The 25,587-nt window shown below is 40.7% G+C and carries 24 protein-coding genes, 1 pseudogene and 1 other annotated feature; of the genes and pseudogenes, 1 reads left to right on the forward strand and 24 read right to left on the reverse strand.

Going from position 1 to position 25,587, the window contains the following annotated elements:
- Positions 1 to 10 precede the first annotated feature (10 nt).
- From uraA to EDD58_RS06215, 5 genes are all read right to left on the reverse strand, one after another.
- A complete protein-coding gene (gene uraA / locus EDD58_RS06195; RefSeq protein WP_131923998.1) occupies positions 11 to 1,384 on the reverse strand; it encodes a uracil permease in 1,374 nt (457 codons plus the stop codon).
- Between the two features lie 147 nt (positions 1,385 to 1,531).
- The gene (pyrR, locus tag EDD58_RS06200; protein WP_131923999.1) at positions 1,532 to 2,059 is read right to left on the reverse strand and encodes a bifunctional pyr operon transcriptional regulator/uracil phosphoribosyltransferase PyrR; all 528 of its coding nucleotides are present in this window, start codon (positions 2,057 to 2,059) and stop codon (positions 1,532 to 1,534) included.
- A 220-nt stretch (positions 2,060 to 2,279) separates the two neighbouring features.
- Complete coding sequence (locus EDD58_RS06205) at positions 2,280 to 3,221, reverse strand: RluA family pseudouridine synthase (protein ID WP_131924000.1); 942 nt, start codon at positions 3,219 to 3,221, stop codon at positions 2,280 to 2,282.
- Entirely contained in the window at positions 3,221 to 3,712 is a 492-nt protein-coding gene (lspA, locus tag EDD58_RS06210; RefSeq protein WP_131924001.1) for a signal peptidase II, read from the reverse strand. The genes EDD58_RS06205 and lspA overlap by 1 nt, the downstream gene beginning before the upstream one ends.
- 81 nt (positions 3,713 to 3,793) lie before the next feature.
- Positions 3,794 to 4,519: a TraR/DksA C4-type zinc finger protein gene (locus EDD58_RS06215; protein ID WP_131924002.1), complete on the reverse strand. Its 726-nt coding sequence runs from the start codon at positions 4,517 to 4,519 to the stop codon at positions 3,794 to 3,796.
- Positions 4,520 to 4,901: 382 nt separating this feature from the next.
- Here EDD58_RS06215 and rsgA point away from each other — a divergent pair, with 382 nt between their 5' ends.
- Positions 4,902 to 5,972 (forward strand): ribosome small subunit-dependent GTPase A, encoded by a 1,071-nt coding sequence (rsgA, locus tag EDD58_RS06220; RefSeq protein WP_131924003.1) that lies wholly within the window; start codon positions 4,902 to 4,904, stop codon positions 5,970 to 5,972.
- 120 nt (positions 5,973 to 6,092) lie between these two features.
- Here rsgA and ileS read toward each other — a convergent pair whose 3' ends face one another.
- The 19 genes and pseudogenes from ileS to murG form a co-directional block, all read right to left on the reverse strand.
- On the reverse strand, positions 6,093 to 8,873 hold the full coding sequence (ileS, locus tag EDD58_RS06225; RefSeq protein ID WP_131924004.1) for an isoleucine--tRNA ligase: 2,781 nt from the start codon (positions 8,871 to 8,873) through the stop codon (positions 6,093 to 6,095).
- Between the two features lie 126 nt (positions 8,874 to 8,999).
- Positions 9,000 to 9,228 (reverse strand) — a binding site (T-box leader).
- 62 nt (positions 9,229 to 9,290) lie between these two features.
- Positions 9,291 to 10,070 carry a DivIVA domain-containing protein gene (locus tag EDD58_RS06230; RefSeq protein ID WP_131924463.1) on the reverse strand — a complete coding sequence of 260 codons (780 nt, stop codon included), beginning with the start codon at positions 10,068 to 10,070 and terminating at the stop codon, positions 9,291 to 9,293.
- Positions 10,071 to 10,250 (reverse strand): annotated as a pseudogene (locus tag EDD58_RS06235) (DivIVA domain-containing protein); the annotation flags it as partial. It lies immediately after the preceding gene.
- A 101-nt stretch (positions 10,251 to 10,351) separates the two neighbouring features.
- Complete coding sequence (locus EDD58_RS06240; RefSeq protein WP_131924005.1) at positions 10,352 to 11,137, reverse strand: YlmH family RNA-binding protein; 786 nt, start codon at positions 11,135 to 11,137, stop codon at positions 10,352 to 10,354.
- The gene (locus EDD58_RS06245; RefSeq protein ID WP_131924006.1) at positions 11,134 to 11,409 is read right to left on the reverse strand and encodes a YggT family protein; all 276 of its coding nucleotides are present in this window, start codon (positions 11,407 to 11,409) and stop codon (positions 11,134 to 11,136) included. The genes EDD58_RS06240 and EDD58_RS06245 overlap by 4 nt, the downstream gene beginning before the upstream one ends.
- A 27-nt stretch (positions 11,410 to 11,436) precedes the next feature.
- Positions 11,437 to 11,838, reverse strand: a complete 402-nt coding sequence (locus EDD58_RS06250; protein ID WP_131924007.1) for a cell division protein SepF — start codon at positions 11,836 to 11,838, stop codon at positions 11,437 to 11,439.
- Positions 11,839 to 11,859: 21 nt separating this feature from the next.
- Positions 11,860 to 12,558: a YggS family pyridoxal phosphate-dependent enzyme gene (locus EDD58_RS06255; RefSeq protein WP_131924008.1), complete on the reverse strand. Its 699-nt coding sequence runs from the start codon at positions 12,556 to 12,558 to the stop codon at positions 11,860 to 11,862.
- Positions 12,558 to 13,391, reverse strand: coding sequence for a peptidoglycan editing factor PgeF (pgeF, locus tag EDD58_RS06260; RefSeq protein ID WP_165875837.1), 834 nt, complete (start codon positions 13,389 to 13,391; stop codon positions 12,558 to 12,560). Before pgeF ends, EDD58_RS06255 begins: the two co-directional genes overlap by 1 nt.
- 51 nt (positions 13,392 to 13,442) lie before the next feature.
- Positions 13,443 to 13,727 carry a YlmC/YmxH family sporulation protein gene (locus EDD58_RS06265; protein ID WP_131924010.1) on the reverse strand — a complete coding sequence of 95 codons (285 nt, stop codon included), beginning with the start codon at positions 13,725 to 13,727 and terminating at the stop codon, positions 13,443 to 13,445.
- Between the two features lie 185 nt (positions 13,728 to 13,912).
- Positions 13,913 to 15,214, reverse strand: a complete 1,302-nt coding sequence (locus EDD58_RS06270; RefSeq protein WP_165875838.1) for a VWA domain-containing protein — start codon at positions 15,212 to 15,214, stop codon at positions 13,913 to 13,915.
- Positions 15,215 to 15,677: 463 nt separating this feature from the next.
- Entirely contained in the window at positions 15,678 to 16,454 is a 777-nt protein-coding gene (sigG, locus tag EDD58_RS06275; protein WP_131924012.1) for an RNA polymerase sporulation sigma factor SigG, read from the reverse strand.
- A gap of 70 nt (positions 16,455 to 16,524) precedes the next feature.
- On the reverse strand, positions 16,525 to 17,247 hold the full coding sequence (gene sigE / locus EDD58_RS06280) for an RNA polymerase sporulation sigma factor SigE (protein WP_131924013.1): 723 nt from the start codon (positions 17,245 to 17,247) through the stop codon (positions 16,525 to 16,527).
- Positions 17,248 to 17,269: 22 nt separating this feature from the next.
- A complete protein-coding gene (gene spoIIGA / locus EDD58_RS06285) occupies positions 17,270 to 18,175 on the reverse strand; it encodes a sigma-E processing peptidase SpoIIGA (protein WP_131924014.1) in 906 nt (301 codons plus the stop codon).
- A 393-nt stretch (positions 18,176 to 18,568) separates the two neighbouring features.
- Positions 18,569 to 19,711, reverse strand: coding sequence for a cell division protein FtsZ (gene ftsZ / locus EDD58_RS06290; protein WP_131924015.1), 1,143 nt, complete (start codon positions 19,709 to 19,711; stop codon positions 18,569 to 18,571).
- Positions 19,712 to 19,768: 57 nt separating this feature from the next.
- A complete protein-coding gene (gene ftsA / locus EDD58_RS06295) occupies positions 19,769 to 21,007 on the reverse strand; it encodes a cell division protein FtsA (RefSeq protein WP_131924016.1) in 1,239 nt (412 codons plus the stop codon).
- A gap of 296 nt (positions 21,008 to 21,303) precedes the next feature.
- On the reverse strand, positions 21,304 to 22,029 hold the full coding sequence (locus tag EDD58_RS06300; RefSeq protein ID WP_131924017.1) for a cell division protein FtsQ/DivIB: 726 nt from the start codon (positions 22,027 to 22,029) through the stop codon (positions 21,304 to 21,306).
- A 146-nt stretch (positions 22,030 to 22,175) separates the two neighbouring features.
- On the reverse strand, positions 22,176 to 23,432 hold the full coding sequence (gene murA, locus EDD58_RS06305; protein WP_131924018.1) for a UDP-N-acetylglucosamine 1-carboxyvinyltransferase: 1,257 nt from the start codon (positions 23,430 to 23,432) through the stop codon (positions 22,176 to 22,178).
- Positions 23,433 to 23,446: 14 nt separating this feature from the next.
- Positions 23,447 to 24,358, reverse strand: a complete 912-nt coding sequence (gene murB, locus EDD58_RS06310; RefSeq protein WP_131924019.1) for a UDP-N-acetylmuramate dehydrogenase — start codon at positions 24,356 to 24,358, stop codon at positions 23,447 to 23,449.
- Positions 24,359 to 24,480: 122 nt separating this feature from the next.
- Positions 24,481 to 25,587, reverse strand: coding sequence for an undecaprenyldiphospho-muramoylpentapeptide beta-N-acetylglucosaminyltransferase (gene murG / locus EDD58_RS06315; protein WP_131924020.1), 1,107 nt, complete (start codon positions 25,585 to 25,587; stop codon positions 24,481 to 24,483).

A 25,587-nucleotide genomic window follows, 5' to 3' on the forward strand; every position in this document is an offset into this window, starting at 1 on the left:
TCGGTATTCTCTAAGCCAAGCTTTCTTCCCCAGTAACGGGATCAGTTTCACTTGCATCTTTGGGCAAGATAAGGTTTAAGAGAATCCCAACAACAGTTGCTAAAGCCATTCCTTCTAACTCTAGGTGAATATTGGCAAACCGCAGAACAGCTCCACCAATTCCAATCACAAGGATTACAGCTGAAATAATAAGATTCCGGCGAATACTTAAGTCGATTTTATTTTCAATCAACATCCGTAAACCTGCAGAAGCGATAATTCCAAATAACAGGATGGAAACTCCCCCCATCACAGGCGCTGGAATCGTTGAAATGAGAGCAGATAGCTTTCCTACAAAGGAGAAGCTAATAGCTAGTACTGCTGCACCTCCAATCACCCAGACACTAAAAATCCGTGTGATTGCCATCACTCCAATATTTTCACCATAGGTCGTCGTTGGAGGTCCTCCGATTAAAGCAGCGATGGAGGTAGCGATTCCATCTCCTAAGAGAGAACGATGAAGTCCAGGATCTTTCGTCAGATCACGTCCCATTATATTTCCAGTTACGATCAAGTGCCCAATATGTTCAGCCAGTACAACTAAGGTAACTGGCAAGATCACTAGGGCTGCTTTCCATGAAACCGTTGGTGTCGTAAAAGTTGGTAATGCGAGCCAGCTTGCTTGATAGACAGGAGTCAGATCAACTAATCCTGTGAGATAAGCGACAATGTATCCACCTATAATTCCAATTAAAATCGGGATGATACTTAAAAATCCTCGGAAGAATAAGTTAGCGATAATAGCAATGGCCAATGTTGCAAGAGCGACTCCAAAATGTTTGAGTGAATACACATGGACAGTAATCTCTTTTTTATCTGTATCTACATTTTTTACTGTATCCGTCACTTGACTCCATTCTGCTGAGTTAGTGGGCATCGGTTGTACCATATCAGTTTTGCTAGCCATATCAACTGCCACACCTGCTAATGCTAATCCGATCACGATAACGACTGAGCCAATCACCACAGGGGGCAAGATGTGATCTAACCACTTCACACCAAATCGATAGACGATCAGAGCCACAAAACCATACATGAAACCGACAAGAAGACAAGCGAATAAGGCGTCGCCTAAATGTTTACCACCTTGGGAGACTGTAATGATGGGAACGATGAAGGCAAATGAAGAACCCAAGTAGGAAGGGATTTTTCCTCTTGTGACAATCAAATAAGCAAGAGTTCCGATTCCACTAGACATGAGGGCGATCGCTGGGCTTAATCCTGTTAACATCGGAACTAAAATCGTGGCACCAAACATGGCAAATAGGTGTTGAAAGCTTAAAGCAATCCATTTTATAAGTTTTGGACGTTCATCTACATCCATTAGGATTAACTTATTTTTCATTTTCATTTCTCCTTTTTGGTTAAGGGTTGTTACAACAAACTGTAGGCATAAAAAAATCTCTTTGCCTATTCGACAAAGAGACGCAGTTTTAGACACAGCAAAAACGCGCACCCTTTGTCGGCCTCTCGGGACCGCCTTTAAAAGGGATCATTTTATTTTAATCGTAACTTCATCTGATACATCCACTTCAGTCAGCATCACAGAAACAATCTCATCTTTGGAGGTAGGTACATTTTTACCAACGTAATCAGGACGAATAGGTAACTCTCGATGACCCCGATCAATTAACACAGCTAATTGAATCATTTGAGGTCTTCCTAAATCAATCAAGGCATCCATCGCAGCTCGAACGGTTCGCCCTGTAAAAATCACATCATCCACGAGAATCACTTTTTTACCATTGATACTAGGAATATTGGTTTCTTTGATTTCTGGATGAGTATGTTTTTCAGTCAGGTCATCACGGTATAAAGTGATATCTAATTCAGCAATCGGAATCGAACATCCTTCAATTTGATAAATTCGTTCTGCTAATCGCTTGGCTACATGAACACCTCTGGTTTTAATTCCAATGAGAAGACAATCTTCTACACCTTTATTTCGCTCCAAGATTTCATGAGCAATTCGAGTTAGTGCACGCCGGATCGCAGACTCATCCATGATTGTTTTTGCCATTTACATGACCACCACCTTTGATTCATCTCAACAACTGGGCATAAAAAAGGCTTCTCATCCAGCTGGACAAGAAGCACACGCCTAGAAGGTTACTCGTTAAACGGGTAGCCCATATCGATCATGATCCGTGCCCTTGCCAGTCTCTCTGGACTGATTTAAAGGTTCATTCATCATTGGATTTATTATTACACTCCATGTATAGCTTGTCAATGAAAACAATTTATTTTTTCATACGTAAATTTTGGATTAACCGCTCCATATCCTCAGGTAACTCTGCTTCTACTCGAATTTGTTCACCTGTTCGTGGATGTTTAAAACCAATCACTTGGGCATGTAAGGCTTGACCTTCAATAGAGTAAGTATTTTTTTTAGGTCCATAGACTGGATCACCCACAAGAGGAAAGCCAATAGATTTCATATGTACCCGAATCTGATGGGTTCTCCCTGTTTCCAAGCGGCATTCTACAGATGTGGTTTGGGCAAAACGCTCACGAACCGAAAAGTGAGTAACTGCATGTTTACTATTCTGATGTACTACCGCCATTCGTTGACGATGATGAGGATCTCTTCCAATAGGTGCATCAATGGTTCCATGTTCATGGGGGATTATTCCCAGAACGACAGCTAGATAGATTCGCTCTACGGAATGCTCTTTCAATTGAGAAACAAGGGATTCATGGGCTTCATCATTTTTTGCAACCATTAATAACCCTGATGTATCCTTATCAATTCGATGAACAATCCCTCGACGTGTCACACCACCCATGGTAGATAAATGCTCCCCACAATGAGCGAGTAATGCATTGACCAACGTTCCAGAATCGTTTCCTGGACCTGGATGAACAACCATCCCTCTTGGTTTATTTACTACCAACACATCTTCGTCTTCATACCGTATATCTAGTGGGAAAGGTTCCGCTTCAACTTGTAACTCTTCCTCGTTCGGAACTTGGATCTGAATGTGATCCCCCATTTTAAGTCGATAATTTCCCTTTTTCGCTTGATGATTGACGGTGATTCTCCCATCACGAATCCAGTCTTGCACACGAGCTCGTGACCATTCTGAATAATAATCAACAATCGCTTTATCGATCCGCTCTCCCGTCCGTTCCTCATCTACGTCCCATTCGTATATTTCTGTATTCTTTAAGCTTTCTTCCATTATGAGTCCCTCACTCCAGAGATAGATTCTGGCGACTCAGTTTCTTTTTCAGAATGGAACAAAGTAATAATTACTAAGATCGTCACTCCAATTACAATTGCTGAATCGGCCACATTAAAGATCGGATAATGATAAGAACCAAATTGAAAATGGAAAAAGTCAACCACTTCTCCTGTTCGGATTCGATCGATCAGATTTCCAATAGCTCCCCCTAAAATAGAAGCAAATGCAAAAGACATCCATGGGTGTTTATTTTTTAATTGCCATAAGTAATATACAATAATCCCAATCACAACAAAGGTAATGACGATAAAAAGCCATTGTTGATTTTGTAAAATACCAAATGCCGCTCCACGATTGCGATGTGAGGTAAAATAAAAAAATTGATCAATGATCGCAATGGATTCATATAACGACATTTTTTTGACAACAAACCACTTGGTCCCTTGGTCTACAATCAGAATAAACAAAGCGATCCAATAATATCTCAAAATGGTTCCTCCTGTCTTTCCGAGTACCCGTTTGCAACTTTTATTCACCTGATTGTAGCATGCCAATAACTTTCAAACAAGCTACGGACGATCATATCCTTCCTCACCGATGAAGTCCAAATCCTCGTCTTCTAATTGTTCTTCTTTTTCTTTTCTTTGATAAGTATCAGTATGAGTAATCTCTGTGATTTCATCACTTTGTCCTTGAAGATCAGTAATTGAAAACCCTTCAGTTAAATCAACATATCCGCGTTGCTCATCCTGATCAATCACTAATTCATTATAATTACGTCCTTCTCTAAAAAAATCGGGAGGATTGGATGTTCCATACCGCTCCACTTCTTGCCATGCATCTTCACCATCATACGCATTATAATCTGTTCCATCTCTAAAATATTGTCGGTAACCAATTACTTTCTCCTCTACAGGTCGACGGATCGAAGAATGCTGCTCAGGATGATGTTCAATACAATACTCAGCTGCTGGAACTGCTTCTAATCTTTCAAAAGGGATTTCTTGATGACAAACCTTACAAATTCCATACTCCCCTTGTTCCATCCGTTGAATAGCAGCGTTGACCTCTTCAAGATGGTGTTCATCTGCGTCATTAAGAGCCAAATCTTTGCCACGTTCAAACATCTCTGAGCCCAAGTCAGCGGGATGATTATCATAACCAGACAACTCACCAATGGAGTCACTCATAGACTCTTCTAATCCATAATGATCTGTTTGGCGTAATCGTTGTTCCAACTGCTGTTTCTCCTGCATTAATTGTTGATATAACTGTTGCCGTTGTTGCGTATCCATAAAAACACCCTCATTCTTGTAATTTCATTCAATCTCACCTTCAAAGACCATTTGAAAATTAGCCTATCCTGAACGTGAAAAATTCATGTTCTCAATTAGAGGGAGCTTGTGGTAATCTATTTATGTAAGTTTTTCAAAAAAGAGTTATTGTATATAAAATGATTCCACATAAAAAAGTGGGGTCACTCTCACAATAACCAATCAAACCCTGTCTACAAGTCATTTCAAAGTTGAAATTTTGAAATGCTTCAATTTAAAAGGAGTGATGTCATATGAGAACAATGATGATTGCTGGAATTAAGGTTGTCAATCACTAACCACAGGGTTTCTGTTACAGAAAAAGGCGGATTCCCTGTGGGCAAACCCACAAGGAGGAATCCTATTGAATTTACTTTCATATGGTTGGAATCAACAAGTTGAACAGTTTGCAAATGAGACTACCTCACAAGGTCTTGAAGTGGGGAGAATCTTATTAGAACATAAACGTTTATACCGGGTCATGACCAAACATGGAGAAGTGTTGGCCCCTGTTTCAGGAAGATTTAGATATGAATCTCTAGACCGTATTGATTTCCCATGCGTGGGCGATTGGGTTGCTTTAACCGTGCAAGCGGATGAACAAAAAGGTACCATTCATTCTATTATGCCACGTGGAAGTCAATTCACCCGCAAAGCAGCTGGAACATCCAATGATGTACAATTGGTTGCCACTAATGTAGATACCGTCTTCTTAGTTCATGCACTTAATCAAGACTTTAATCTGAGAAGATTAGAGCGCTATCTAGTGATGACTTGGGAAAGTGGAGCTAGTCCCGTCATCGTACTTAGTAAGTCTGATCTGTGTGATGATGTTGAAGAAAAGCGCAACCAAGTAGAAGCGATTGCCATCAGTGCTCCGATCCATGTGATCAGTGCTGAATTTGGGGTTGGACTTGAGAAACTGTATGATTATCTAAAGCCTGGGCAAACCATCGCCTTACTCGGTTCATCCGGAGTTGGGAAGTCAACCCTCTCTAATAAACTGATCGGAAAGGAACATCTCGCCGTTCAGACCATTCGTGAACAAGATGGTAAAGGAAAACATACCACCACCCATCGTGAACTTGTTCCTCTACCTCAAGGCGGTTGTATTATTGACACACCAGGTATGCGTGAGTTGCAACTTTGGGAGTCAGATACTGGATTGGACTCAACATTTCAAGATATCGATGTAATATCTAAAGCATGCCGCTTTATGAATTGCTCTCACCAAAATGAACCTGGTTGTGCAGTCCAAGTTGCGATCCAAGAAGGAAGTTTGACCCAAGAACGCTTTGCTAGTTACCTTAAATTACAACGTGAGCTTGCCTTCTTCGAGCGAAAAGGTAATAAACGTCTACAATCGGAAGAAAAAAGCCGATGGAAAAAACAAACCAAAAGATATAGTCAATATAAAAAGCACAAAAACAAGTAACAATCTCAAGCCAAGTACTCATTATCCCTAGTGAGTACGTGTTTTTTTACTTTAGGTAAATCAAATTCCTATATAGAATATCAAAAGCTTGGCATCAATGATGCCAAGCTTTTGATCTGCTTAAGATTTAACAGGGGGTTGATCAATCCCCATCTCATTAACAATTGAAGCGCAACGATCACATAAAGTCGGGTGGTTTTCATGTTCACCGACAGAAGGTGAAACAACCCAACAACGATCACATTTTTCTCCATCAGCAGGAGTTACTTTTACAATTACTCTTTGCTCTTCAGAAACCTCTGAAGAAGCTGGATTTACCTTTACTTGAGAGACAATAAATAGTTGATCTAGCTCGTCCGCTTGTTGTAAAAGACTTGCAGTCGCTTGAGCTGGTGTTAATTCCACAGCTGCTCCTAATGAATTACCAATCACTTTGCCTGCACGTGCTTCTTCTAAGGCCTTAAGAACCTCATCACGCACTTCCAATAATTGACCCCATTTCTGTTCAAGTTCTGGATCAACATAAGATTGATTCACCTCAGGGAAGTTAGAGAGTTGAACACTTACTTCATTCACTCCCTGAATATGTTTCCACACCTCATCTGCGGTATGTGGGATAAGGGGACTAACCATTTGCACTAGAGAGACCAAAGTTTCATATAGGACTGTCTGTGCAGACCGCCGGATCGGTGAATCAGTCGGTAACACATATAACCGATCTTTTAACACATCTAAATAAAACTGGCTCAAAAATACGGTACAGAAATGGTGGATTTGACCATATACTTGGTGAAACTCATACTGATCGAAGGCTTTAGAGACTCGATCGATCAGTTGCTGTAATTGTGATAAAGCATAGCGATCCAATTCAGTTAACTCAGCTACTGTAACTTGGTCTGTGACAGGATCAAAGCCGTTCAAATTTCCCAACAAGAAACGGAAAGTATTACGAAGTTTGCGATACCCTTCTGCCGTTTGCTTGATAATCTCATCTGAGATACGTACATCTGATTGATAATCAACGGAAGATACCCACAAACGAAGAATATCTGCTCCATACTGGTTAATCACTTTGATCGGCTCTACGACGTTTCCTAGAGACTTGGACATCTTACGACCTTCTCCATCTAGGACAAAGCCATGACTTAATACTTCTTTGTAAGGAGCTTTCCCTTTCGTTGCCACAGCTGTAGAGAGTGAAGAGTTAAACCATCCCCGATACTGGTCAGAACCTTCCATATAAAGATCAGCAGGCCAGCTAAGACCTTCCCGCTGCTCTAAAACAGCTCGATGACTACTGCCAGAGTCAAACCACACATCCATCGTATCTGTTTCTTTGCGGAACTGATCACCCTGACATTTTTCACATTGTTGACCAGAAGGCATCAACTCATCTGCTTCCTTGGCATACCATACAGTAGAGCCTTCTTTCGTAAATAAATGAGCGATATAATCGATTGTCTCATCATTAATATGTGGATGACCACATTTTCCGCAATAAAAGATGGGTAACGGTACACCCCAGATTCGCTGTCTCGAAATACACCAATCCCCACGGTCAGCAATCATATTTTGTAAACGAACTTCACCCCATGGATTGACCCAATGCACTTTTTTAATTTCATCAAGCATCGCTTGGCGGAAGCGATCAATGGAAGCAAACCATTGTTCCGTTGCTCGAAAGATGACTGGTTTCTTAGTACGCCAATCATGTGGGTATTGGTGATTAATAAAGGTTAGCTTCAACAATAAGCCCAATTCATTTAGTTTTTCAGTTACTTTTTTATTCCCATCTTCATAGAATAAACCTTCAAAACCAGGAGCTTGAGCTGTGAAGTATCCTTTATCATCAATCGGGCAAAGAATATCTAAATTATGTTTTTTCCCTACATAGAAATCTTCTTCCCCATGTCCAGGTGCGGTATGTACACAACCCGAACCTGCATCCAAAGTAACATGATCACCAAAAACAATAGGGCTTTCCCGATCATACAGTGGATGGTTACAAACAACGCCTGCTAATTCATTTCCTTTATAACTAGAAAGAATCTCGTAGTCTTCGATGCCAACTTCTTGCATTACCTTATCAACGAGGTCGTTCGCCATGAGTAGTTTACGGTCTCCCACTTGAACCAGGCTATAATCTAAATCTTCATTTAAAGCGATCGCCATATTCGAGGGAATCGTCCAAGGGGTCGTTGTCCAAATCAATACATAACTGTTTTCCTCAGCGAAAACTCCATTTCCATCTTTAACCGGGAAGAGGACGTAAATAGATGGGGAGCGTTTATCATAGTACTCAATCTCTGCCTCAGCTAACGCCGATTCAGATGTTGGAGACCAATAAATAGCCTTTTTCCCACGATAAATATGTCCTTTTTTCACCATTTCTCCAAAAAGACGAATCTGTTCCGCTTCATATTCAGGTTGTAAGGTGATATAAGGATTTTCCCAATCCCCACGGACTCCAAAACGTTTACATTGTTTACGTTGTTCATCTACATAGGAAAGGGCATACTCTTTACACAAATCACGAAACTGAACCGGATTTGTATCTTTGCGGTTTACCTTTTTCTTGGTTACCACAGCATGCTCAATAGGAAGTCCGTGTGTATCCCATCCTGGAACATAAGGTGCGTCAAAACCTTTCAAAGATTTGTAGCGGACGATAAAGTCTTTAATCGTTTTGTTGAGTGCATGCCCAATATGAAGATTTCCATTTGCATACGGAGGGCCATCATGCAAAATAAATTTAGGGTTCCCTTGTCGTTTTTCCTGAACCTGACCATAGATATCAATCTCATCCCACCATTTTTGTAGATCAGGCTCACGCTTAGGAAGATTTCCTCTCATCGGAAAATCTGTTTTCGGAAGGTTTAATGTTTTTCCGTAGTCAGCCATCCATTTCACTCCTCTTACTTCATTTAGTTGTTGAATGATCTAGTAATAACAGTAGCTACAATCGTAGAAAACATGGAGCCATCTTTCGAGAACTTATTAATACAAAACAAAAAACCTTCTACATCCTCTAGGGACGAGAAGGTTTCCCGCGGTACCACCCTAATGGTTTGACATCACACACCTGTGTATCAAATCCACTCTACCATCCGTAACGTGGATGACGCGGTCGACCTTACTCCAGTTTCAGGTGACAGTTCCAGGGTGATTTTCGATAGAAACTCGGATTAGGCTTACACCCTCCCTAATTCGCTGAACACGAGCCCTTCTACCTACTCTTCCCTTTCCTAACCTTTACCCTATAACGATTGTTTAAATATTATACACAAAATCATTCACATTTGTGAAACACTTTATACATTAAAACATCGCTTTTTTCTTAAGTTTACGTGAAGTTCTTCTTTGTATTTCGCGTGGTGGCTCATCTTCATCTTCTATATACGTAGCAGATACTTCGTCCATAGAATTAGACTCATCTAAATGATTCATTCCATTTCCTAAGCCAGTGTTTAAAGCTGTGTTTCTAAAGTCAAGCTGTTGTGTATGAAAATCATTGTGTTGTTGGAAATCATTATGTTGCTGGAAATCATTGTGTTGTTGGAAATCAGGTCCTTGATTATGATCCAAAAGCAATGTTGGATCTTGATTGTGATTTGCATACTGCTCCAACTGTTTTCCACGCTCTTCCAAATTCGTTTCCAATTCTTCGAGCGATTCCCAATCAGTGTTTTCTAGAATATCCATATGAGACTGAACCAAAGTGCGGAACCGAGCACGGTAAACAGTCGCTTTTTGTTTGAGATCCAACAACTCGGTATGAATAGAACGAGCTTTTTGTAATGCCTCGTTGATGATCCGATCCGCATTTTTCTCAGCTTCTTGAAGGATTAACTCAGCTTCTTTTTTAGCATTTAAACGAACCTCTTCTGCCACTTCCTGTGCTACACGAATAGACTTGTGAATACTTTGTTCCATAGAACTTAAAGCAGCCACAGAAGGTTGTAGCGCATTCATTGGTTCAGGCTGAGCAAAACGAGGTTGTAATTGATGTTGTGGTGGTGCTGGTGGCATTGAAGCCTGTGGTGGAGCTGGTGGCATAGGTGTCTGTGGTCCTGTTTGGTACATGGCCTCGCCTTCCATGACCCGCTCCAGTTCCGCTTGCAGATCTTCCACCTGCTGTTCTAATTCTAGTTTTTCCCTAGTAAGTAATTCAAAGTCTTTAATAATCTGGTCAAGGAAGTCATTGACTTCATCAACATCGTATCCACGAAAGGATCTCTTAAACTCCTTATTGTGTATATCGTAAGGTGTTAGCGGCATAATCCGCACCTCCTGGTTAAAATGCATTCTTTTCTATTCGACAATATTACCAAATATCCTTCTTAAATTCTATAGTATACCGAATATAGGTAACTTGTGGATTAACGGTATGACGCAATTTCGACCATTTTTCTACCTTTTTTTGTTATTCTATCTAGTGTTTTCAATTGCAAACGCCCATAACCTCTGATCGAAATCATGTCACCCTCTTGAATAGTAAAACTTGGCTGTTCCACTACTTTCCAGTTCACTTTGCACTTTCCACTCTTAATTAACGCTGTCGCTTTAGTTCGAGAAAGACGAAATCCTTCTGAAATTAACGCATCTACACGTAATGAAACGACAGTAACAGTACGAAGTGTCATAACTGGTTGAAATATAAGCAGATCTTCATGTGAAATCTCTCGAAGAGTCACATGTTCTTTACCCACTTGTGTGAGATGCATGCGGATAAATTCACTTAACTCACCTACGATTACCACATCACAACCTTGATCATGTGGAAGGATATCACCTATTTTTTCTCTTTTCAACCCTAATCCCAACAATGATCCTAATACATCCGGATGTTCTAACATTTTTCCACTTGTTGTTTCCATCCGAAGAAAAGAGAGCTGAAATAGTTCTGGCTCTTCATTTAGATAATCAGGTCCCAAGACAACACGACTTCGCTCAGCAGTAGGAAAACCCCCATTCTTGAAAAAAACGACTTCTATTTGTCTACGAATTAGAGTTTCCAAAATGTGTTGTTCTCTTGGGTCTAAAAAAGGTGTGACTATAGGTTGATAACGAGTCATTGAGCGTTCGATCCAATCGGAGCACCGTTCTACAAAAGGCCGTTCCTCTTGTCGGAAATGAGCCATAATCGTAGAATCTAAGGGTTTCATGACATGATCATCCCGAATATCATACTCATAAGATAAAGAACCCCACTATGAATAAATCTCAACGCTAATAACGCAACGATCGGGGACAAATCAATCATTCCTAAAGGCGGGATAAATCTACGAAACACTGCTAAATAAGGTTCTACGACTCGACCGATCAATTGACCAACTGGGGAGCCCTGTACATTGGGCAACCACGAAAGTAAGATGTAAATGAAAATCAACATACTGTAAATATTAAACGCCCAACTAACAATCATAAAAATTAACATCGGAATCCGGTCACCTCAATCTGTTTCTCAATCGTCTTGCATGATTTCTGTGATCGTTCCATGAATATCGACATTGGCTGGTGTACAGATAAAAATATGCGGACCCAATTTGTTTATTTGTCCACCTAAAGCATAAACGGTACCACTCAAAAAGTCCACAACCCGCATAGCTTGGTCTCTACGAACTCTCTGAAGATTAACGACGACGGGGCGATGACTTTTTAAATTATCGGCGATTTCCTGAGCATCTTCATAAGCTCTTGGCTCATATAACACTAAACGAATGTTTTTCTGCGTATGCAGTGAGACTACATTTCCTCTCGATTTGGGTTGAGAAGAAATAGCCTGTCCTGAATCCACATGTTCTTCATATTGGTCCTCATCATCATTAGCACCAAAATACCCCATAATTCTATTCATCAGTGTCATTGAAACCGCCTCCTTAACTCTTTAACCTCCCCGTTGTCCTTTACCTACTAGCAGTGAGCCTAGACGAATCCATGTTGCACCTTCTTCAATCGCAATCTCAAAGTCTTGTGACATACCCATCGATAAATGTGGGACAGATAACCGGGGATGGTTGAGTCCTTGTAATTTCTGTTGTAAGTTCTTTAGTTCTCGAAAAACAGGTCGCACTTCTTCGGGCTTGTCCACAATCGGTGCCATTGTCATCAACCCAGCAACCTCAATAGAAGAGAAATTCGCCATCTCTATTGAAAAATCTTCTAATTCGCTCGGAGAAATTCCAAATTTAGACTCTTCACCGGAAACATTTACCTGAATAAAACAAGAAGTTTTAGTCTGTTGAAGTTGATTTCTTCGTTCGATTTCCTCCGCAAGCGAATAACGGTCTAGGGAATGAACATATTTAAATCTCCCAACGACTTCCTTTGCTTTATTTCTCTGTAGATGTCCGATATAATGCCATGTCCCCCGTTGACCAAGCATGTTCCATTTGGGTATTGCATCTTGAACCCGACTTTCACCAATATGGTCCAAACCCAAATCAAGTACGTGCTGAGTCGTTTCCAAATCTACATATTTTGTCACTGCTACGACTTGAACTTCATTTGAATCTCGACCGACTCGGTGACATGCTTGATGAATTCTTTGCTGAATATGTTCCCACCGTTGAATTAATTCGCCCATCAAGATCCCCTTTCCTTTTTTCCGATAAATGCAACCATCCGCCCTGTCCGTCCTTGATCACGGCGATGAGAGTAGAAATAATCTTGGTCACAGCTTGTACACCAAGTGGTTACCAAGATGTTCCTTTCTAGCACACCTACTCTTTGTAATAGCTTAACATTAGTTTTACGAAGATCAAGTTGCCATTTTCCCTGTTTTGTGCTGATCAAAACTTCTTGATGAGCTTGAATGTCATCGGGAAGGGCTTGATGCACAGCATTCATCACTCGCTCATCTACCTCGTAACAACATTGATCAATGGAAGGTCCAATGGCTACATGAAGGGTCTTAGGGTCAGCTCCTAATTCCTCTAACTTTCGCACCATTCGCACAGCCATGCCTTGAACTGTCCCCTTCCACCCAGCATGTGCTACACCAATCAAATCCAGATCTGGACTGTAAAAATAAAGCGGGACACAATCAGCGTAATAAGATGCAAGTAAAACATTTTCTTCTTTAGTGATCAATCCATCTGTATCTGAAAAAGCAGTGTCCCGTGTGAAGTTTCCTTTTCCCCGGTCAGTAGAAGTAACAAGTTGCAGATCAATGCCATGAACTTGTTCCCCACATGTCCAAGACTCTATAGACATCCCTACTTGATCAAGCAACTGTTTGCGATTTTCGACTACCATATCTGGTCGATCGCCTACATGAAAGGCATAATTTCGTTGATTGAGATCTTCGTCCTTACGACGTGCACTAAACCCAACAACCAGATGCGGAAATTCCTTTTCCCACCTCTCAAGGAAAAAACAGGGAATCGGTGACGTGTCTCGATATTTAAATGGTTCCATACACTCCCCTCCATTGATCATATTACCATATCTTTGACCATTGACAAAGTTCTACTTATGTCCTTCTCCAGTAGGAAGGCGTGTTCCCTGATATTCTTCAAATTTGCTTTCTAAACGAACCAGAATCACATCTGAACCAATTTTCACGATTTGTTTCCAAGGGATCACCCACTCTTGACCATTAGAAAACCAGCCAAATAGCTTCATTTCACTCGGAATGACAATCGACCGAATGGTCCCCTGTCGCAAGTCTAGTTCCAAGTCATGAATTTGCCCTAACTTTCGTCCATCAGCAATATTCACTACATCTTTGGCCTGTAATTCAGAAATTTTCACTAATCTCCCCCCCAGTTCCTCTCTGTCTTGTTATATGTATATGTCAAAAAAGGCGGAAATGTACAAGAACTATAGCATCTTGATCAAGAAATGCTCTTTGATTTATGGAGTCTCTCACCTTCGATGTAAAAAAAACAGCCACAACATCTGTGACTGGTCATGACAACATTCTTTTTGATCAATTATTAATTTTTTAAATCGTAGACTTTTTGCTTTTCAATCTTTTCGATCTCCAAAACTTTGTCGTAAAGTTTTCTTTTTTCCTTTTCCATTTCTTCGATTTTCCTTGACTGTAATTGATCCCGATATTCATCAAGCAAGATGAACCGATTTTGAGCTTTTTTATATACCTCACCAAACTCACTGGCAAATTCTTTTGAGATCTTCTGGTTCTCTCCGAGAAATTGAAGTGCCCACTTAATCCGTTCTTTCTCCCGCTCTCGAGCCACAAGAAATTTACTTTCCCCATGGTTCGTAAACCAATGAGTTAACTTGTATATTTTTTTCCTATGTTCTTCTTCTTGTTCATGTAATGAGCTCAAATTACGCAACTTCCAATGGGTAATGTCATTGGAGCGCCAAATATCAAACTTAGGCTTCATTTGTTTCCTGATCTCATCGCTAGAATTAGCTGAAGTAAATGACCCCCCTCCTGCTTTCGCTACTTCTTCTAAAACCTGTTTACTCTTAGCATCGAGATCAAATCCAATGATATTTACAACCGCTTTTACATCTGACTGATGTAAAGCCTGTGCTTCTTTAACTGGATCTCCACCACAAGTTTCTAACCCATCACTAACTACATAAACAATATTATTCGCCCCTATGTGATCCTTCCGCAAATCTTCGCCTGCTCCTCGAATCGCAGCAGCAAGAGGTGTCCAACCGACAGGGCGTAATTGATTCACCGCTGACTCAAAAGAGTTTGATTCATATTTACTCAATGCATATATTTCTTCGGTACTTGCACAAGAAATCGCTTTATCTTTTTCTTGATTGCTTCCCAGATGTCCATAAACTCGTAATGACACCTTGGTCTGTTCAGGTAAAGAGCTGGCGAACTCTCGAACTGCCCTTTGAGCCTCATCCATCTTCACCTTTCCATTGACCTTTCCCGCCATACTTCCACTGGCATCAATTACAATAGCAATTTGAGTCGGTTTCTTTTCATCTCTAGGTTTTAATAATTCTGCTGGTTCCTGAGTATTGGGGTCATAGTCTCCCAATTTACTAATTGTAAATTGAGGCTTTAATGCATCCGCTTCTTTCACGATCGCTTCATAATCTTCTGCAAATAACCAGATCAGCCTGTCGTAAACTTCATCCGCTGTTAAATCATTCGGGAATTTAAGTAGTTCTGCTTTTACTTTTTTCTCATCGAAATTATCTCCAGCAAATTTTCCAGGACCTTCTTTAATCATCCCATCAACAGTAGTGGCTGCTTTTTGAGGTAAGTCTGAATTCTTAGGATCTGATGGATCGCCCAATGAAAGAAAAGAACATCCATTCAATAAACTTATAACCAATACACACATAAAAATGGAATGCACTTTTATCACTTGTTTCATTCACCTCGTCTATATAATAAATCCCATTTTAATCTAATTATTACGAAATAGGAATAGGTTTTTATAATTTTTTGTATAATCGTTATAAATTTGAAATTAATCTCGTTCAAATCAGAAGTATTACACCATCAATATAAAAAACCCAATCACATCTTTAGTAATCGGGTGAAAAAATCATTATATATCATTGTCCAATCCAATTCATCTTCGAGCACTTGTCACCATAGTTCCCACACTTCTTAAACTATGGTGACTAAGCGTGGTGAAGATTTAATTCAGCATTAATCAGTCAACGAAGTTCATTGACCCATTTCACTCAAAGAACTTTTTGTTTATTTTGCACAGCCCTCGCTTGAGTTATCCTTTGCTTCTGTTCAAGATTTTAATGCACAAACTTATGCATTTGTTGGATCGCAGCCTTTTCTAATCGGGATACTTGTGCCTGAGAGATTCCGATTTCATCAGCCACTTCCATTTGTGTTTTTCCTTCAAAAAAGCGCATAGATAAGATCATTTTTTCCCGATCATTTAACCTTCCCATGGCTTCCTTCAAAGCAATTTCTTCGACCCATTGCATATCTTTTGTTTTCTCATCACTTAACTGATCCATCACAAAAATGGGGTCTCCACCATCTTGATAAACGGGTTCAAATAAGGAGACTGGATCTTGAATTGCATCCAACGCAAAGACTACATCTTCTTTGGGGACATTTAAAACTTTCGAGATCTCATGAATCGTTGGTTCACGCGAATGACGATTGGTCAGACTATCTCTTACTTGAAGAGCTTTATATGCAATATCTCTCAATGAGCGAGAGACACGTATTGGATTATTATCCCTTAAGTAGCGCCTTATCTCTCCGATAATCATGGGCACTGCGTAAGTGGAAAACTTCACATTTTGACCTAAATCAAAATTGTCGATCGCCTTCATTAAACCGATACAACCGACTTGAAACAGATCATCCACACACTCCCCCCGATTATTGAAACGTTGAATGACACTAAGAACTAGGCGAAGGTTTCCGTTGACTAATTTTTCTCGGGCTGTACGGTCACCAGCTTGATATTCCGTGAACAATTCACGCATCTCTAAATTTTTGAGTACAGGGAGCTTAGATGTGTCTACACCGCATATTTCCACTTTATTTCGCGCCATGAATTCCCCTCCTCAGGATGAATTATTGTTAAGTATCTCCTGAGGAGGAAAATTTATAATGGACATGAAATTAAACCATTTTATTGAATTCTTTACGCAATCTCTTAATGATTCTCTTTTCCAAACGTGAAATATAGGATTGAGAAATCCCTAGTAGATCCGCAACATCTTTTTGTGTTTTTTCTTCTCCACCATCTAATCCAAAGCGTAATTCCATGATTTTCCGCTCGCGATCAGACAAGTTTGAGAGAGCTGTGCGTAGTATTTTTTTATCTACTTCATCTTCAATATCCCGATAGATCGTATCAGTCTCCGTCCCTAGCACATCTGATAACAATAGTTCATTTCCATCTAGATCCGTATTGAGAGGTTCATCAATCGATACTTCTGAGCGAATCTTATTATTTCGTCGTAGAAACATGAGAATTTCATTTTCGATACAACGAGAAGCATAGGTAGCAAGCTTAATCTTTTTCGTCGGGTCAAATGTATTGACAGCTTTAATGAGACCAATCGTACCAATCGAGACTAAATCTTCAATATTAATCCCCGTATTCTCAAATTTGCGGGCGATATAAACGACAAGACGAAGATTTCTCTCAATAAGCATAGCTCGGACAGCTGTATCTCCCTTGGGTAAACGCTCTAGTAAATGCTCTTCTTCTTCACGAGTTAATGGTGGTGGTAATGCTTCGCTGCCGCCAATGTAATAGATTTCCTCACCTTTTAATCCAATTTGGATTAATAGACGATACCAAAATAATTGGATGAGTAATTTCCACTTGACGATCATGCATATGCCCCCCTTATCTTTTTTAAAATGATACACAAGATGGATGGATAATCGCTTGGTATGTCCCATCAGACGAAATACGCCCGACATCTATACCTATGAGAATTTTCTCTACTTTATTCCACTGATCCTCATGCTGAATCGCTACCTGATCTGGTTTGATCGCGATTAACATCTCAAAGTCTCTGCCCGCAGGGCGATACGGAATAATCCGAACTCTTTTCATCCATTCAGTAGACAGTCCTAACCAACCATTCTCCCAATCTTTCTTCATAATCATCTCTATCAATTCATTAGGTAGTTGGGAAGCCAGTGATTGAATCTCAACCATCATGACAGGTGCTCGTGTGATTGGATCACGTAACTGGTTCCCAGTATCAATCAATCCTGTACAAACAATCTCATCTCCTTGGAGTTGAATTTTAACAGGTGCAAGATACTGATTGATTCTCCGACGCTCTTCCAAAGAACGAAACGAAAATCGGGTGTACGCCCATACCAATGGAAAACCGACAATAATCATTCCCCAAGAGACTGGAGAACCCCAACCATTTGCTGTTTGTGTAAAAAAGATCCCCCCTGCTACTTGACTATCTCCACTCACTACATAATGAAGCGCAATCAAAGCTCCACCTGCAATAAAACAAACTAAATAAAAAACACCCAAATTACGAATATAGGAGCGAAAGTGATTCCAACCAAAAGCAACCCAAATCATAATCATAGAAACCAAGATTTTGATCGGTAAAAAATAAGCGACAGCAAAATGAGGCCAGAGATGAAGCATGGAGTAAAGTCCACCAATTATAGCGGCTGCGATTAGCCTCCAGATCGATGTCTGTTGCTTCCGAATCCCTGATGTCAGCCAGAGTAATAGAAAGTCTATGTATCCATTGAGGAGGAAAATAAGATCCGCATAAATAACCACCTATAGATCCCCTCCTGTTTTAGTGAGTTTAGTATATAGTAATCCTATTGCAATGTCTGTCAAAACTTGCCAGCAATGATTGGCTTTTTTCGTCGAACGCCAACCAATAATGTTCAAATAGGGTTCCTATTTTCTAATAGCAGAGATCTCAATAAACCTATTAGTCTATAAAAAAAGAGATGTTACCCCTGTAAGGGAAACATCTCAAAAGATTTAGGACAAATAGTGGTGGACTTGAACACCTATAAAAGTGGTGTTTTCATCATAAAGGGATGTTTCATATACAAACATCCCTTTCACTTTAGTTTTATGAACTTTTTTACTCTGAATCCTATTGCCTCATTCACTTTTTTCATAGCCCACAACATACTATTCACAGTGGGTTACATCATCTTACTTATTTTTCCCAATACGATTTCTTAAAAATGTAGGGACTTCAAGATCATCACCAAAAGAATGAGAGGGAGTTGGGTCAGATTGTACTTTTTTACTCCCACCAAACGTAGTTAACCCAGAACCATAGGAGGGAGAAGGTGTTTCATTCATACCAAATTGTGGTTTCGAACTGGCTGTTTCTTGTTTTTTGTGATCAAATCCTGTAGCGATCACCGTCACCATAATTTCGTCTTTCAGTTCTTCATTGATCACAGCACCAAAAATCATATTTACCTCAGGGTCTGAAGCTGAGGATACAATTTCTGCTGCTTCGTGCACTTCATATAAACTTAGATTCACTCCACCAGTAATATTCATTAAAACTCCACGTGCTCCATTAATGGAAGTCTCCAATAGTGGGCTACAGATTGCCTTTTTAGCTGCTTCTGTAGCACGATTTTCTCCTGTTGCCGAACCGATTCCCATCAATGCAGATCCTCTTTCTGTCATGATGGTTCGTACATCGGCAAAGTCCAGATTGATGAGACCAGGAACCGCAATTAAATCTGAAATCCCTTGAACACCCTGGCGTAATACATTATCTGCTTCTTGGAAAGCGGCAATCATCGGTGTGTTTTTATCCACAATTTCTAAGAGGCGATCATTGGGGATTACGATTAATGTATCTACATTTTCTTTTAAAGCAGCTACACCTGTTTCAGCTTGATTAGATCGTTTTTTCCCTTCAAATGAAAATGGCTTTGTCACAACTCCAACAGTGAGAGCTCCCAAATCACGGGCAATTGCTGCAATTTCAGGAGCAGCTCCAGTACCCGTTCCACCGCCCATTCCAGCCGTGACAAAAACCATATCAGCCCCTTTTAACACTTGTTCGAGATGTTCACGACTTTCCTCTGCTGCTTTTTTGCCAATTTCTGGTTTAGCGCCTGCCCCTAAACCACGAGTTAACTTTTCTCCAATTTGTAGACGAACAGGTGCTTTTGACCGATTAAGTGCTTGCGCATCCGTGTTAACGGCGATAAATTCGACCCCTTGTACTCCACCTTCAATCATACGGTTAACCGCATTGCTACCGCCACCACCCACACCAATCACCTTAATCTGGGCAATTGTTTCAACATCTAAGACAAAATCCAACATATTTGTCCCTCCATTACTCTATTAATCTCAGTGATGTATCTTCAGCTCAAACGCGTTCTATATAAATTCACTTAACCAATTTTTTACGCGTTCAAACGTTGACTGTCCTCGCTGTTTTTTCTGACGGGGAGGGTGAACCGATCTTGGTTCAGATACTTGCGAAATACCACGCCTTTGTAAATATTTAATCATCCCAATCCCACCTGTATATGAAGGCTCCTTCATACCAATATGTTGTGGAGTGGCAATACGAACGGCTGTTCCTAATTGCTTTTGTGACACTTCCAGTATATGGGGTAACGCCATCACACCACCAGTCAACACATATCCACCAGCGGGTTCGTCAGAAAAACCCATGGATTTGACTTGCTCCCGAACCAAGTGAAACATCTCTTCGACACGTGGTTCAATAATTTGTGCTAATTCTAGTTGGGTGACTTTCCTTTCTCTACTCGTGCCAATCGTTTGTACTTGAAATGTATCCTTAATTGATGCATGATCTTTACTTGCTACTCCATGCTGGCATTTAATTTCCTCAGCCAAGTCGGTCTGAGTACGTAGACCAATCGCAATATCATTGGTAATATACTCACCACCAACAGGAATGACTGACGTACCTGCGAGGTTTCCCTGCTGGAATACCGTCAGTGTCGTAGTGCCTCCACCAATATCTACCATGACCACACCTAAATTTTTCTCATCCGCCGATAAGCATAATTCACTAACCGCTAACGGTAAAAAAACCATTCCAGCTATATTTAAATTAGCTTTTTGTACACAACGGAGTAAATTATGTATGATCGTCTTTGCACCCGTGACAATGATGGCTTCAACTTCAAGTCGAACCCCAATCATTCCATGCGGATCACGAATGTCATCCAGTCCATCTACAATAAACTGCTTAGGAACCACTTCAATCATCGCACGCTCTGGTGGTAAGGCAATAACTCGAGCTGCTTGTAACACGCGATCGATATCATGATAAATAATTTCCCGATCTTCACTTGATACAGCGACTACCCCATGGCTAGATTGTAACGAAATATGATTTCCAGTGACACCCACATAGACCTCAGAGATCTCTATCCCAACCATCCGCTCAGCATGGTCTACCGCTTTACGGATAGATTGTACTGCTTGGTCGATATTGATGATGGCTCCCTTCTTCATCCCTTTTGATGCAGCCGTTCCAACACCTACGATTTGTGTGGTACCATCTGGGTTTACCTCTGCTACAATCACTCGAACTTGAGAAGTTCCGATATCTAAACTGATGATATACCCTTCATTGTTCAAACTTGGGCACCTCCTTGCCTTTGCCCGAGGGTCATTTCAATTAAATGATGATTAGGGAAAGAAGGAAAACACTTACAAACCATATTCAACAGGTAACAAGGTTTCCCCTTTTTCACTCTCAATTTTTTCTTTACTAGTAAATTGTATATTTTGCCATTATTAACAAAATCACTCGTTGCTATCAAGCAACTAATCTATCTTAACTACTCTTAGAGCCGAATTTCTCATCCAAACAGTTCAAAAAGAGGCGTGACACGAATCATGCAAGCCTTGATCCAGTAAAGTGGTATACCATGTTAATTTGATTCCTTCAACGGGGAAAACCAAATACTCTCAAGAAGATACAGTGTTCCGTGAGGATGTCTTGAAAAAGAAGGATAATAACCCATCTTTAGATGCAAATCAGAAATTCTCACAAAGATTTGATGCCCATGTTTACTTTGAATCTCCACTTGATCAGGATGATCCTGAACAGGTTGAATGGTCATCAGTTCACTTGTCATTGAACTTGGCAAAGCTGCAACTTGCTTCACTGCTTGTTTGAACATCTGGTCCTTTTGATTCCATCCTACAAAAACCAGTACATCCTTCGGATCAGAAACTTTCCGCTTAGTTAACACCATTCCATCTGACAAGATCGGGTGAAATTGTTGCTTAGAGGATGTTTGAAATGCGGCGATGATCTTTTTTTCTTTAACCTCTATGTATACCTCATTAGGGAAACTTTTCTTAATCGTCACTTTATCCACTTCGGGTAAAGCAATTAAAGCTGCTTCCACTTGTGACTGACTTGTACTAAAATATGATTTCCCTTTAGCCAGTTGTGCAGTTTTCAAGATTTCTTGCTCAGTTAACAAGGAATGACCTGTCACCTCAATACTTTGTATTTTACTTAAAGGTGATTGCAAGAATAGGACAAGCAACATTCCCATGAAAAATAAGAAGATGAATACAAATGCCCAAGGAGACGGTGGGCGTTTCTTTCCTGCCCGTGAGCGAAATGAGGGAACCCGTCCGTCCATGGTGTTCTTCTCCTTTCGTTCTTGACTTGCCTGTCTATCTAGTCAAATCGGCTAATCTTCCCTTTATATTATCACAAATCCGAAAGGGGAAAAGGCTTTTCATACAAAAAACAGTGGCACAATGAAGTGCTACTGTTTTTAATAGATCAAACCTTTTCCCTATGAATCGTCGCTCCTAGTTGCTGAAAAGTTTTTTCCAAATGATCATAACCTCGATCGATATGATTAACTCCCCGAACTACAGTTGTTCCCTTAGCCGCAAGCCCCGCAATCACCAAAGCTGCTCCCGCTCTTAAATCAGTGGCTTCCACATGTGTTCCTTGCAAATAAGAAACTCCACGTATGGTAACTAGGTTGTTTTGCGAATCAATATTTGCTCCCATCCGATTTAACTCTTGCACATGTTTCAAACGGGATTCAAATATCTTCTCAGACAATTGACTGATTCCTTTTGATATAGATAAAAGTGCGATCATTTGCGGTTGCAGGTCAGTAGGAAAACCTGGATACGGATTCGTTTCAATATGAGCCAATCCGTTGACTCGATCTGAGCTACGTACCCATAAGCCCTCATGTTCGACCTTAATTTCGATGCCAGCTTCTCGATACAGATCGATAACCTGTGTAAAATGCTCTGGAATCACACGTTCCAAAAAAAGTTCACCTGAAGTAGCTCCCACTGCTGCAATCAGAGTGCCAGCGACGATCCGATCTGGGATAATCTCATGTTTTGCAGCCTGAAGTTGGTTGACTCCTATAATTTGAATGACAGAAGTTCCTGCTCCTTGAACATTGGCTCCCATCTGATTTAAAAAGTTTTGTAGATCTACAATCTCTGGTTCTCTTGCAGCATTGAGAATCGTTGTTTTTCCTTCTGCTAACACCGCTGCCATCATTACATTTTCAGTTGCACCAACACTAGGGAAAGCCAATAGAATAGAAGCTCCAATCAGTCGTGATCCAGAGCAATGAATTTTTTCTTTCTTCTCCTTGATCTCTGCTCCTAATTGAGAAAGCCCTTTTAAATGAATATCAATCGGACGACTTCCAATGGCGCATCCCCCTGGTCGGGTAACACTAACTTGTTTTAGGCGAGCCAATATGGGACCCATCAAAAAGATCGAAGAACGCATCTGGCTCATTAAATCATCTGGAATGTGTGAATGTTGGATGGATGTGGTATCGATGCGAATCGTTGTGTGGGTTCGTTCAATAACTGCCCCTAATGCCTCCAAGATGTTACACATAGCAGCAATGTCTGTCAACTGAGGGACTCCCCGAATCTCATGTACTCCTTCTGCTAATACTGTAGCCGCCATGATCGGAAGAGCTGCATTTTTTGCGCCTTGGACACGAACGGAACCAGTTAGAGGATTTCCACCATCGATCACGAAGTGTTCCAACGTGCCACCTCCGTTTACCCTTCACCCACCACTTGAACTTCCGGTTGTAATGTAACTCCAAATTTTTCTTCAATGGTATCAATAATATGTTGAATTAATTGAAGTACATCCGTGGCTGTTGCCTGACCTCGATTAATGATAAAGTTTGCATGCAGAGTAGACACTTCCGCATCACCAATTCGATATCCTTTGAGTCCTGCTGCTTCTACTAATCTCCCTGCATGATCACCAGGAGGATTGCGGAACACACTGCCTGCACACGGAAATTGTAGTGGTTGAGTTTGTCTGCGACGATCTTTAAAATTAGCAAGTGCAGTTGAGATATACTCTCGATCCCCTTTTTGCAAAATAAATGTAGCTGCTGTCACAATTCCCTTCAACTCATTTTGCAAAATAGAGGTACGATAACGGAACTTTAGCTGTTCATTGGTTAGAGTCATCCACTCACCTGTTTCGAGAAGTACTTCAGCCGAGTGCAAAACACGGGAGATGTCGGAGCCGTGAGCTCCTGCATTCATATAAACAGCTCCCCCAACATTTCCAGGAATACCGCCAGCAAACTCTAATCCTGTGAGTCCTTGTTTGGCTGTCATGGAGGCAAGTAAGATCGTAGAGTACCCTCCACCCACTTTGACTTGGGTTCCATCAATTTCTAATGAGTTAAAACCTTCATCTAATTTAAAGACAACCCCTCGAATCCCGCCATCACGGACTAACAGATTGGAGCCTCGACCAATGGCACGCCATGGAATTTGATGCCGATGAACAACCTCCATCGCACTTTGGAGCTCATCTCTACTGCGTGGATAAATCAAAAGGTCGGTTGGTCCGCCCACTTTCCAAGTGGTGTGACGGGACAAAGGTTCATCCACTCGAACATCTTTCACATGTTTACTTGCTAGTTCCTCTAAAATGATCTTTTTCATATCGTGTCCCTCCTCACTGGATTTCGCGCGGATCCGATCCACCTCTATTGGTTACACATAGTTTATGCTAGTAAACCATTTGTGTGACCTGCCCAGTGGTTTATCATTCGTTTTATTCTTCATTAAGCTAACGAGATTTTTTCTAGTTCATCTACAATGATCTCTGCAGCTTGAGGCCGTCCAAGACGTCGTGCCGCTTCACTCATCGCATGGTGGATTTCAGAGTTTTCAATGAGGTCTTTGACTTCCCGCCAGAGATTTTCGCCATTACACTCCGATTCTAAGAGCATGCGTGATGCTCCTTGTTCCTCCAACCAGTGAGCATTTGCTTCTTGATGATTATTTGTCACATAAGGGGAAGGGATCAAGATTGAAGGTAGCCCCAAAGAAGTTAACTCGGCTAATGTAGAGGCTCCTGCTCGTCCCACTGCCAGATAAGTAGCTGCTAAAACATCAGGCATATTATATATAAATGGATAAACAGCGAGGTTCGAACATGCATGGGGATCAATCTTAGAACGAATAGCTTGATAGTGAACTTCACCCGTTACATAGACAAATTGAACATGAGGCATTTCTTTCATAGATGGAACCATTTCTAAAACAGCTTCGTTGATTGCTTTTGCACCACGACTTCCACCAAATAATAAAATAATCGGCTGATGTGGATTAGAAATTCCCAAGGATTGTCTACCGATCGCTGCATTGGCATGAACAACCTCTGTTGCACGTGGGTTCCCTGTAAAGACAATGCTTTGAGCCCGACTTAAATATTTTTGCGACTCCTCTAAGCTGATCGCAACGACATCAACAAAACGAGATAAAAATTTGGTCGTTAGTCCAAGAACCACATTTTGTTCATGAATCAACGTAGGAATTCCTAGCTTATGCGCTGCATAAAGAGCCGGACCACTCACATAACCTCCTGTTCCAACAACAACATCAGGTCGAAACTCTTTTATGTATTGTTTGGATCGATGAACCGCGCTTAGAAACATTTTGATTGTATTCACATTGTCCCAAGAGATACTTCTTCTAAATCCCTGGATTTCTACAGTCAAAAACCGAATATGGCCTTCTTTCGGAACGATTCTAGATTCAAGCCCATTTTCTGTACCTATATACGCAATCTCTACATCAGGATATCTTTTCTTAACAGCTCTGGCAATGGCTAATGCCGGATAAATATGTCCTCCTGTACCTCCACCAGAAAATAAGATGCGTTTCAT

The organism is Hazenella coriacea, from assembly GCF_004341825.1.
Taxonomy (GTDB): domain Bacteria; phylum Bacillota; class Bacilli; order Thermoactinomycetales; family Thermoactinomycetaceae; genus Hazenella; species Hazenella coriacea.